The 11,223-nt window shown below is 55.7% G+C and carries 14 protein-coding genes; all 14 read left to right on the forward strand.

Going from position 1 to position 11,223, the window contains the following annotated elements:
* The gene (locus tag ACTRC3_RS08035) at window positions 1-885 is read left to right on the forward strand and encodes a class C sortase (RefSeq protein WP_440322709.1); all 885 of its coding nucleotides are present in this window, start codon (window positions 1-3) and stop codon (window positions 883-885) included.
* Window positions 875-1,960, forward strand: coding sequence for a DUF5979 domain-containing protein (locus ACTRC3_RS08040; protein ID WP_440322710.1), 1,086 nt, complete (start codon window positions 875-877; stop codon window positions 1,958-1,960). The genes ACTRC3_RS08035 and ACTRC3_RS08040 overlap by 11 nt, the downstream gene beginning before the upstream one ends.
* A gap of 2 nt (window positions 1,961-1,962) precedes the next feature.
* The gene (locus ACTRC3_RS08045) at window positions 1,963-2,478 is read left to right on the forward strand and encodes a hypothetical protein (RefSeq protein ID WP_440322711.1); all 516 of its coding nucleotides are present in this window, start codon (window positions 1,963-1,965) and stop codon (window positions 2,476-2,478) included.
* 15 nt (window positions 2,479-2,493) lie between these two features.
* Window positions 2,494-3,249 (forward strand): hypothetical protein, encoded by a 756-nt coding sequence (locus ACTRC3_RS08050; protein WP_440322712.1) that lies wholly within the window; start codon window positions 2,494-2,496, stop codon window positions 3,247-3,249.
* 16 nt (window positions 3,250-3,265) lie between these two features.
* Window positions 3,266-4,030 carry a sortase B protein-sorting domain-containing protein gene (locus tag ACTRC3_RS08055; protein WP_440322713.1) on the forward strand — a complete coding sequence of 255 codons (765 nt, stop codon included), beginning with the start codon at window positions 3,266-3,268 and terminating at the stop codon, window positions 4,028-4,030.
* Between the two features lie 5 nt (window positions 4,031-4,035).
* Window positions 4,036-4,968, forward strand: coding sequence for a MucBP domain-containing protein (locus ACTRC3_RS08060; RefSeq protein ID WP_440322714.1), 933 nt, complete (start codon window positions 4,036-4,038; stop codon window positions 4,966-4,968).
* 143 nt (window positions 4,969-5,111) lie between these two features.
* The gene (locus ACTRC3_RS08065) at window positions 5,112-5,642 is read left to right on the forward strand and encodes a signal peptidase I (protein ID WP_178038836.1); all 531 of its coding nucleotides are present in this window, start codon (window positions 5,112-5,114) and stop codon (window positions 5,640-5,642) included.
* The gene (gene lepB, locus ACTRC3_RS08070) at window positions 5,639-6,163 is read left to right on the forward strand and encodes a signal peptidase I (protein ID WP_440322715.1); all 525 of its coding nucleotides are present in this window, start codon (window positions 5,639-5,641) and stop codon (window positions 6,161-6,163) included. The genes ACTRC3_RS08065 and lepB overlap by 4 nt, the downstream gene beginning before the upstream one ends.
* 214 nt (window positions 6,164-6,377) lie before the next feature.
* A complete protein-coding gene (locus ACTRC3_RS08075; RefSeq protein ID WP_440322716.1) occupies window positions 6,378-7,367 on the forward strand; it encodes a beta-ketoacyl-ACP synthase III in 990 nt (329 codons plus the stop codon).
* Window positions 7,368-7,402: 35 nt separating this feature from the next.
* Complete coding sequence (acpP, locus tag ACTRC3_RS08080; protein ID WP_178039203.1) at window positions 7,403-7,627, forward strand: acyl carrier protein; 225 nt, start codon at window positions 7,403-7,405, stop codon at window positions 7,625-7,627.
* 72 nt (window positions 7,628-7,699) lie between these two features.
* Window positions 7,700-8,638 (forward strand): enoyl-[acyl-carrier-protein] reductase FabK, encoded by a 939-nt coding sequence (gene fabK / locus ACTRC3_RS08085; protein WP_178039204.1) that lies wholly within the window; start codon window positions 7,700-7,702, stop codon window positions 8,636-8,638.
* Window positions 8,631-9,542, forward strand: coding sequence for an ACP S-malonyltransferase (gene fabD / locus ACTRC3_RS08090; RefSeq protein ID WP_440322717.1), 912 nt, complete (start codon window positions 8,631-8,633; stop codon window positions 9,540-9,542). Before fabK ends, fabD begins: the two co-directional genes overlap by 8 nt.
* A 73-nt stretch (window positions 9,543-9,615) precedes the next feature.
* A complete protein-coding gene (fabG, locus tag ACTRC3_RS08095; RefSeq protein ID WP_349165415.1) occupies window positions 9,616-10,359 on the forward strand; it encodes a 3-oxoacyl-[acyl-carrier-protein] reductase in 744 nt (247 codons plus the stop codon).
* A gap of 30 nt (window positions 10,360-10,389) precedes the next feature.
* On the forward strand, window positions 10,390-11,223 hold an 834-nt coding region (locus ACTRC3_RS08100), incomplete at its 3' end, for a beta-ketoacyl-ACP synthase II (protein ID WP_440322718.1).

The following is an 11,223-nucleotide window of genomic DNA, read 5'->3' on the forward strand; positions in this document are numbered from 1 at the left end:
ATGAAGCGAAAAATCACGAATCTTCTGGTGGGGCTGCTGTTTCTGGTTGGTCTGGGAGTTCTGACATATCCCACCATATCCAATCAGTGGAACACCTATCGGCAGAGTAAGCTTATCAGTACCTACGAGGCGGCCATGGAGCCCATGACGCCGGAGGATTTCTCAGAGGAATGGGAGAAGGCCAGAGCCTTCAACGCGTCCTTTACCGACAATAACCTCTACGGCGACGTATTTGGCGCCGAGGATACGGATCTGGAGGATACGGAATACTGGAAGGTGCTGAATATCGCAGGCGACGGCGTGATGGGGTATCTCTCCATCCCGAAGATCAACATCAAGCTGGCCATTTACCACGGAACCGGTGAAGACGTGCTGCAGACCGGCGTCGGCCATCTGAACGGCACGAAACTTCCCATTGGCGGAGAAGGAAATCATTCCGTACTGGCAGCCCACCGTGGACTGCCCAGCGCGCGGCTTTTTACAGACATCGATCAGCTGCAGCCGGGAGATAAATTTTACATTCATATGCTGGACGAGGTGCTGGCCTATGAAGTGGATCAGATTCTTCCCATGGTAGAGAAAGACGATATGGAGACGCTGACAGAAGCCATGAAGGTGGATCCGGACGCGGATCAGGTGACATTATTTACCTGTACGCCCTATGGAGTCAATTCCCACCGCCTTCTGGTGAGGGGGACGAGAGTACCTTATACCGGAGAGGAAGAAGTGCAGAATACAGTGGCAGAGACCATGGTTCAGGCAGTGCAGAATTATTACATGCTCTATCTGATCATGGGACTGTCTGTGACCATACTGGTGATATTAATCATGAAATTCCTGTTTGGAAGACACAAAAAGCAAGGAGGAAAACGCGATGATGAATAAGAGGGTGAAGATGGGAGGAGCGTGCATTCTGGCGCTGGCACTGACGCTGGCAGGCCTGAAGCTTCCGAGCGCGTACGCGGCATTGCCGGTGGATCTGTCACAGAAAGGCAGTATCGAGTTCAAGCTGGCGAAGAATGTGTACCCGGATCCTGCGAATCCGGATGAGGAACAAGCGGACTATAATGAGGAACTGTATAAGCTGCCCCTGACCGTGAAGCTATATAAAGTGGCGGATATCACCGAGACCGGCGCGTATAAGGCGGAGGACGCTTACACCACTCTGGACGTGGATCAGGTAAACAGCGATACAAAAACAGAGGAATGGACCAAAATGGCGGCCACGGCGGCGGAGCTGGCAGCAGGGACGACGGAGAATTACCGGGCAGTCAAAGCAAAAGACAGTGACAGCGTAAAGATGGAGTTGCCGATGGAGCTGGGACTTTACCTGGTGCTGGTGGACGATGTGGTAACAGACAGCTATATCTATAGCTTTAATCCGTATCTGATTTCCGTGCCGAATAACTATGTCTACAGCACAGGCAGCGACGCCTGGGTTTATAATCTGACCGGCGACAATGCAGTCGGCCTGAAGCCGGAGCGGCAGGGGCGTCTGGGCGATCTGGAGATTGTCAAGGATCTGATCGGCTACAATGCATCCCTTGGCGGCGCGTATTTCGTATATGAGGTGTCCGTACCGAATCCGGACGGAACCACAACAAGCAATGTATACAAGCTTTCCTTTACGGATACCGGAAGCCGCTCCCTGACCATCACGGATCTTCCGGCAGGGGCGGAGGTGACAGTGACCGAGGTCTATACCGGCGCCAGCTATTCGCTGACCACAGGCACAGACGCCACTCAGAAGACGACCATCACCGCCAATCCCAACAGTGACTGGAAGGTAACGGGCGGCGATAAACCGGCAGAGCTTGAGCCCTATGAACCGACTTCCGTAAGCTTTACGAACACCTACGACAAGCGCCAGAACGGCGGCAGCGGCGTAGTCAATACCTTCTATAAAAACGGAAAAATCGTAGACTGTCGAAATGACATCGATAAGGTGGAGGTGAACTAAGGATGAAAAGACTGAGTAAAAAAGCCCTTTGCCTTGCAGCGGCTGGTCTGGTGCTGGCGGGCGGCGCGTCCGTGGGAAGCGCTTACGCGTATTTCACAACCTATACAGAGGTCTCCGGCGGAGCGGTCTTTAAGCTGGGACAGACGAAGACGGAGATTGACGAGCGGGTGGAAAATGGCACGAAAATCGTATCGATTCAGAATATCGGCGATTACGCCTGCTACGTCCGGGCAACCGCATTTGCGGGAAGCGGCTATACCCTGACCTTCGCGGACGGCGGCTCCGGGAAATGGAGCAATGGCGGCGACGGCTACTGGTACTACAGCGACCTGGTTCAGCCGGATGAGACTACGGGAGCCTTGAATATTAAGATTCCGCAGGAACTCCTGGGAGATGTGACAGAGGACACCGAGCTGAACGTCATCGTAGTTCAGGAGTGCGCTCCGGAAAGCTACGATGAGAACGGGGTACTGCTCCCCAACGGACCGGCACGGTTTCAGAAGACAGCAGGAAATTAAAGGAGGACGGGCAAGATGAAGAAGAAAAAGAACAGATTTCCAAAAAAGACCGCCCTGCTCCTGGGCGCTGCGGCGCTCCTGCTTCTGGGAAGCACTGTGGGAAGCACGCGGGCAGCGCTGACCTACTACAGCGAGAATTACGTGGCGGGCGTGGAGATGTCCAGTATCGGCATCACCCTTCTGGAAAATGATAAGACCGTCGGCGCCAGGAATTACGATAAGAACGGCGAGTGGATGGTGACCGGGGGAGAGCTGCTTGGGGAGCTTCTGAAGGACGGCGAGCTCCTGGTACCGGGAAAGCATTATGATGAGCAGCTGGAGGTACGCAACAGCGGCAACATCGACAGCTATGTGCGTGTGATTGTCACAAAGAGCTGGACAGATAAAGAGGGCAATGAGGTACCGGTGACCACGTTGGATCCGAAGCTGATAGACCTGCATGTGCTGGAAAATAATGGCTGGACAGAGGATACTTCAGCCAGAACGGCGGAGCGCAGCATCTGGTACCTGAACGGAGCGCTGAAGGCCGGTGAGTCCGTGGATTTCGCGGATTATCTGAGCATCGACCCGGCGATTCGGGATATGATGACCGAATCCGTCGAAGAGAGAGGCGCTGTGAAGACTTATACATATACCTATGATTATGACGGATATTCCTTCCGGGTAGGCATTTCCGCTGAGGCGGTGCAGACCCATAACGCAGCCGACGCGGTGAAGAGTGCCTGGGGCGTGGATATCTCCGATGTGATTACCAATGTGTCAGGAAATTAAGAGGGGGTACAAGAAGATGAAGAAAAAAGTATTGTGCCTTGCGATGGCACTGGTGATGCTGGCGGGCGGAAGCCTTACAGCCCATGCGGAAGAACTGAAGGGTCAGGACGGCTGGCGGGCCGAATTTAACGGGAAAAAGATTGTCAGCAATTTTGATTCCGGCACCCTGGCGGACGAAGCCGGCAATGTGCAGCCCGGCGACAGCATTACCCTGAAAGTGGAGATTAAGAATTCCGATACCGGTTCTGCAGACTGGTATATGACCAACGAGGCCATCCAGTCCCTGGAGGACGCGGCGGATGTGGCCCAGGGCGGCGCTTACTCCTACCGCCTGGCTTATACGGGTCCGAAGGGTCAGGAGATTGAGATTTACAACAGCGAAAATGTGGGCGGCGAGAGCACCACAGGAAAGCTGGAGGGACTCCATCAGGCCACGAACACCCTGAACGATTATTTTTACCTGGACAGACTGGAGCCCGGCAAATCCGGCACAGTGACTCTGAAGGTAACGGTCGAGGGCGAAACCCAGAATAACGATTACCAGAAGACCCTGGCGAAGCTTCAGATGACATTTGCGGTGGAAAAGGTCACTGCAAGCGTGGTAAAGCACACGCCGGGTAAGGTACATACCGAGACAAGGATGATTACGAACCGGGTACAGACCGGCGATACGGCCCACATCCTGCTGTTCTGTCTGCTGGGACTGGCCAGTGGACTGGTGCTCCTGTTTATCGGAGTAAAATCATCCAAAAGACGTAAGAACGGACAGAAAGGAGAGTGAGCCGAATGAAAGCATTCAAAAAACTGGCAGCAGCGGCAGCGGCAATCACCTTCTTACTGAGTCTGTCGATTCTGACTGCGGACGCGGCGGAGGCTCCGAAGGGATATTCCTATCAGGTGACGCTCCATGCGGGCAATCAGGGAACCATCGGCGGTCAGGACAGCGTAACCATTTCTGATTTGCAGTATGGGGCGCAGGTATCCTTTGACCTGAGCACGATTCAGGTGACGGATGATCGCTATTATGTGAAGGGCGTGCGTCTGAGCGGCCGCGACAACAATACGGTCAATGCCACAGCGTTCCGTGTGGAAGGCGACGCAGATTATGTGGTGGCATACGGTATCAAGGGCAATCTGGTGGCCTATACCGTGAAGTATCAGGACGCTTCCGGCAGACAGTTGGCTGCGGACAGCACGTTCTATGGAAATGTGGGCGACAAGCCCATCGTGGCTTACAGGTATATTGAGAATTATGTACCGCAGGCGCTGGCTCTGACCAAGACTCTGAGCGCCAATGAGGCGGAGAACATATTTACCTTCGTGTATACACGGGGCGAGGCCGGAATCATTACGATTCCGGGCTCTGACACCACCAATGTGGTGACGGTGGTTGTGCCGGGCGTGACTACGGTCAATGGCGGAGGCGCGAACGCAGGCGGTAACGGCGCAGGCGGCGGAGCAGCGGCAGGCGCGGACGCGAACGGCGGCGCTGCGGTCGAAGGCGACAACGACGATAACGACGATAACGTGGAGGTAACCACCCCCGACAACCTGGTAGACCTGGATGAAAATCAGGCGCCGGCAGCGAATATTGACCTGGACGGCAATGGCGCGAAGGCATTCCCGTTTGCGGCGGCAGTGGTCATCGGCGTGGGCGCTCTGGCGGCGTTACTGGTACTTGCAGTATGGATTCGGAAGCGGATGAAATCTGAGGAATAAAAAGCAGGAAAGAATGAGAAGAAGACGAGGATAGGATTCGGAGACGGGCCCTATCCCCGTTTCTGTTACGAAGTATCCGTAAGGAGCTGCCACCGGCAGATCCTGCCGGTATAAAGTATGCATTCGGAAAGGAAGCAAAAGCCGTGAGTAAGAATAAGAAAAAAGGCAGAAATCCGCTGGCGGTCATCTGCAGTACGCTGGGAACCCTGGCTTTGGTGGCGCTGATCGCGGCCTGCGTGCCCCTGACCATACCCCGGATGCTGGGTTATGAGCTCTATACGGTAGTCAGCGGCAGCATGGAACCGGCGATCCCTACAGGCAGTCTGGTGTATGTGGAAAATATGGATCCCACAGAGGTGCAGGAGGGGGACGTCATCGCGTTTTACAGCGTACAGGGCGGAAGTGCTGTGATTACCCACCGGGTGGTGACCAACAGCACGGTTATGGGCGAGTTTATCACCAAGGGCGACGCCAACGAGGAAAATGATATGAGTCCGATTCCCTATTATTATTTCATTGGACGGGTCGTAAAATCGATCCCGAGGGTGGGCTCCATGGCGCAGACCTTTACCAGCAGCACCGGGAAGCTTGCGGCAGCCAGTCTGATGGGGCTGGGTGTAATTCTGCATCTGTTGGCTGCAGTCCTGAACAGAAAGAGAGAGAAAGAGGCGTGAAGAAGAGAATTTTAAGAAGATATGACGGTAAAAAGCGCAGCTGGTTCCGGCAGTTCAAAGAGTTTCTGGCGTTGCTTTTGCTGATTGTACTCCTCTTTCAGCTGGTGGTGGGGGTCTTTTTCGTGAAGGGCGACTCCATGTATCCCACCCTGGACGATGGCGAGCTGGCTCTCTATCTCCGCATCGTCCCGGAATACCATCGCGGCGACATCGTCTCTGTGCGTCTGCCTTCCGGTGAACAATACGTAAAACGTATCGTCGGTCTGCCCGGCGACGAAGTAGACTTTAAGGATGGCCGGCTCCTCATAAACGGCGAGCCCCAGGACGAGCCCTACGCCGACGGCGAAAGCGCCCCCGAGGGTAATAACCTGACCTATCCCTGCACCCTGACCGCCGACCGGTACTTCGTCCTCGGCGACAACCGCATCCAGTCCATGGACTCCCGCATCTTCGGCCCGGTGCTGAAGAGCGAGCTGAAGGGGAAGATGGTGGTGCATCTGAGGATTATCCGAAGGGACTAAAAAACATAAAAATATATCAACGAACAGAAAACGGCGTGGCGTCTGGGCGGGAAAATTTCCCGCCCAGACGCCATGTCGTTTTCGTCCGTCTATCGTCCTTATTCTTACACTTTCCCCATTTTTGTAAAGTCCACACCCCCATCCCATCTGCTACAATCCCCTTTGTTGAATTACAAGACACTAAAAACAGAAAGCAAAAGGAACGAAAGACGCCATGATTGGAGTTATCAAAGGCACCGGCTCCTGTGGGCCGGGGAAGGTCGTGACCAACGATGATATCGCCGGGCTGGTGGAGACCAGCGACGGGTGGATTCGGGAACGGACCGGAATTGAGGAACGGCATATCGCAACAGAGGAGACCTGCGTGGACCTGGCAGCAGAGGCGGCCCGGCGGGCGCTTCAGAACGCCGGAATGGATGCGGAGGAGCTGGATATGATTCTGGTATCTACCATCTCGCCGACCCGCGTCATGCCCTGTACGGCCTGCGAGGTGCAGGCAGCCATCGGGGCAAAAAAAGCCCAGTGCTTTGACCTGAGCGCAGCCTGCAGCGGCTTTGTGGTGGCATGGAATACTGTAAATGCTTACATGGCGGCGGGCTTTGTAAAAAAGGCCCTGATCATCGGAAGCGAGTGCCTGTCCAAGCTGACAGACTGGCAGGATCGGAGCACCTGCATCCTCTTTGGAGACGGGGCGGGAGCCGTGGCGGTGAGCGCGGAGGCGGGAACCCCTTTTCTTCCGGCGACTTACGCTGACGGCGCGTCAGGCGAAGCATTGACACTGCAAGGCAGGTATGGCAGCAGCCCGTTTCGTTCGGCGGGCGAAAGAAACAGCGAACCGGCAGGCAGCTATTTTATGGAAATGGATGGGCAGGCCGTGTTCAAATTCGCGGTCCGGAGGGTTCCGCAGGTTATCGAGGAAGTACTGGAAAAAAATGGTATTCACAAAGAAGCCATTTCCCGATATATACTGCACCAGGCCAACCGCCGCATCGTGGAGGCCGTGGCAAGACGCCTGGAGGAACCGGGTGAAAAGTTCCCCATGAACCTGCAGCATTACGGCAACACCTCATCCGCTTCCATCCCCATCCTGCTGGATGAGCTGAACCGGAGCGGACAGCTGAAAAAGGGACAGAAAATCGTGCTGGCAGGGTTCGGCGGCGGACTGATCTGGGGAGCGGCGGTGACGGAGTGGAACCGGGATTAAAAAACAAATTTTTAAAACAAAAGGAGAAAATGAAAATGTTTGAGCAGATTAAGAAAATTGTAGCAGAGAACCTGAATGTAGAGGAAGAGAGCGTAACGCTGGAAGCGTCCTTCAAAGAGGATTTAAAGGCCGATTCCCTGGACCTGTTTGAGATGGTTATGGCGCTGGAGGAAGAGTTCGATATGGAAATCCCGTCTGAGGATCTGGAACAGCTGGAGACAGTACAGGACGTCATCACTTATATTGAGAACCATAAATAAAAGTTCGTTTCGTGAAGCAGCCCGGAAAAACGGATGTGGCATGCGGCGGAAAACAAAGGAAAGGCAGAACATATGCAGACAAGAATTACAGATTTACTGGGAATCCGGTATCCGATTATCCAGGGCGGCATGGCCTGGGTGGCCGAGTATCATCTGGCGGCAGCCGTATCGGAAGCCGGCGGCCTTGGCATTATCGGCGCGGCCAACGCTCCGGCGGAATGGGTGCGGGAGCAGATTCGGGAGACAAAGAAGTGTACGGATAAGCCCTTTGGCGTCAATGTGATGCTGATGAGTCCCTACGCGGACCAGGTGGCGCAGGTCATTGCCGAGGAGGGCGTGGCTGTAGTCACCACCGGTGCGGGCAACCCGGAAAAATACATGGATCTGTGGAAATCCAAAGGCATCAGGGTAATTCCGGTGGTTGCCTCCGTGGCCCTGGCAAAGCGTATGGAGCGCTGCGGCGCAGACGCGGTAGTGGCCGAGGGCTGCGAGTCCGGCGGGCATGTGGGCGAGAGTACCACCATGGCGCTGGTGCCCCAGGTGGTGGACGCGGTAGAGATTCCGGTTATCGCCGCAGGCGGCATCGCCGACGGCAGAGGCGTGGCGGCGGCCCTGATGCTGGGTGCGGAGGGCGTGCAGATGGGCACCCGATTTGTGGCCACCACCGAGTGCCAGGTGCATCCGAATTATAAGGAGAAGGTGCTGAAAGCCCGGGATATCGACACCCGCGTTACAGGCCGGACCACCGGTCATCCGGTCCGGGCGCTTCGCAATGAAATGACAAAGAAGTATCTGGAAATGGAAGCGGCGGGAGCCACAGCAGAGGAATTGGAATATCTGACCCTGGGCGGCCTTCGAAAGGCTGTCGTGGAGGGCGATGTGAAAAACGGCAGTGTTATGTCAGGCCAGATAGCAGGACTGGTGAAGGATGAGCTTCCCTGTAAGGAAGTCGTGGAAAACGTTATGGCAGAGACGGAAAAGGTCTTAAAGGGAGCGGCAAAGTATGAGTAAAACCGTGTGGATGTTCCCGGGACAGGGAGCCCAGAAGGCGGGCATGGCAAAGGATTTTTACGAAAATAGTACCCTGGCGCGGCAGCTTTTTGACGAGGCGGACGCGGCATTGGATTTCGATCTTAAGGATACCTGCTTTGAGGAAAATGAGCAGATCCACCTGACAGAATACACCCAGCCCTGTCTGGTGACGGCCTGTCTGGCCATGGCGGCAGAGCTTCGAAAGCGTGGCTTCAGACCGGATATGACGGCGGGCTTAAGCCTTGGCGAGTACGCGGCCATCGCGGCGGCAGGCGGCATGAGTCCACCGGACGCCATCCGTCTGGTGCGGAAGCGGGGATTACTCATGCAGAATACGATCCCGGCAGGTGAGGGAGCCATGTGCGCGGTGCTGGGAATGGAGACGGCAGTGATCGAGACGGTGCTTTCCGGCGTCGATGGCGTGACCATTGCCAATTATAACTGTCCGGGTCAGCTTGTGATTACCGGAAGAACGGCGGCGATAGAGACGGCAGCAGAAAAGCTGAAGGCTGCAGGGGCCAGACGTGTGGTTCCCTTGAAGGTCAGCGGACCGTTCCATTCCCCACTCCTGGAAAGCGCGGGAGAGAAGCTGTCAGAGGAGCTTGCCAAAGTAGAATTCCATGAGTTAGACGTACCTTACTACGCCAATGTGACGGCGGCAAAGGTTACGGATAAAGCGGAAATCGCTCCGCTTCTGGCGAAGGGCGTATCCTCTCCGGTGCGCTGGCAGCAGAGCGTGGAGGCCATGATCGCGGACGGCGCGGATACCTTTGTGGAAATCGGGCCGGGTCGGACGCTTGCCGGATTTCTGAAGAAAATCAACCCGGGCGTGAAGGTTTATCATGTGGCAGCATGGGAAGATATGGAGAGTCTGGTACAGTAAAAAGAGGAAAAAGCAGATTTTAAAGAAGGCAGTTTTCGAAAAAGGAAAGCTGGGACAGGAAAGAGATAAAAGAATGAGTTTAGACGGAAAAATCACCCTGGTAACAGGCGCGTCCCGGGGCATTGGCCGGGCCATCGCCATAGAGCTCGCGGCAAAGGGGGCCTTTGTCATCGTCAATTACAACGGCTCCGAAGCGGCGGCAGCCGAAACGGTGCAGGCCATCGAGGCGGCAGGCGGCAAAGCGGCAGCCTGGCAATGCAATGTGGCTGATTACGCAGCCTGTGAACAGATGGTAAACGGCGTACTGGAACAATACAAGCGGATCGACATTCTGGTCAACAACGCGGGCATTACCCGGGATAATCTGTTGATGAAAATGTCCGAGGCGGAATTCGACGCAGTCCTGGACACGAACCTGAAGGGAACCTTTCATACCATGCGTTTTGTGTCCCGGCAGATGCTGAAGCAGCGGGCGGGTCGCATCATCAATCTGGCCTCGGTAGTCGGCATCGTCGGAAATGCAGGTCAGACCAACTACGCGGCTTCCAAAGCAGGCGTCATCGGCATGACAAAGACGGCGGCGAAGGAGCTGGCAGCCCGCGGCATTACGGTCAACGCCATTGCGCCGGGCTTTATCGAGACAGACATGACGGGCAAGCTCAGTGAGAAAATCAGAGAGCAGATGAGTGCCCAGATTCCGCTGGGACATTTTGGAAAACCGGAGCATGTGGCGAAAGCGGCGGCCTTCCTGGCTTCCGACGACGCGGCATATATCACCGGACAGGTACTGAACGTAGACGGCGGCATGGTAATGTAACACAGGCGAATTAGAGGAGCTTAGAAATAAATGAAAAGACGAGTGGTTGTAACGGGACTGGGCGCAGTGACCCCCATCGGCAATACCGTACCGGAATTCTGGCAGGGAATCCGGGAGGGCCGGGTAGGAATCGGTGAGATTACCCGTTTTGATACAGAAAGCTTTAAGGTAAAGCTGGCGGCGGAGGTCAGGGATTTCGATGCGGCGGAGCGTATGGATCCCAAGGCAGCAAAGCGCATGGAACGTTTTTCCCAGTATGCGGTGGCAGCGGCCAAAGAGGCCTTTGCAGACGCGGATCTGCATCTGGAAGAGGAGGATCCCTTCCGGGCAGGCGTCATCGTAGGCTCAGGCATCGGCTCCCTGGAGACAGTGGAGAGCGAGTACGCAAAAATCCTGAAGGGGAATGTAAAGCGGGTAGCGCCCCTGATGGTGCCGAAAATGATTTCCAATATGGCAGCAGGCAATATCTCCATCCAGCTGGGACTGCGCGGAAAATGCACAAATGTGGTGACAGCCTGCGCGTCCGGAACCCACTGCATCGGCGACGCGTTCCGGGCTATCCAGTACGATGACGCGGATATCATGCTGGCAGGCGGTGCGGAGAGCTGTATCTGTCCCACCGGCGTGGCAGGCTTCCAGGCGCTGACGGCTCTGACAGAAGAGACAGACCCGGCCCGGGCGTCCATTCCCTTTGACAAAGACCGGAGCGGTTTTGTACTGGGCGAGGGCGCAGGCGTGGTGGTACTGGAGGAGCTTCAGCATGCACTTGCGCGGGGCGCGCGGATCTACGCGGAGCTGGTGGGCTATGGGGCCACCGGAGACGCCTTCCACATCACATCTCCCAGTGAGGACGGAAGCGGCGCG

The organism is Laedolimicola sp., from assembly GCF_051972735.1.
Taxonomy (GTDB): Bacteria; Bacillota; Clostridia; order Lachnospirales; family Lachnospiraceae; genus Laedolimicola; species Laedolimicola intestinihominis.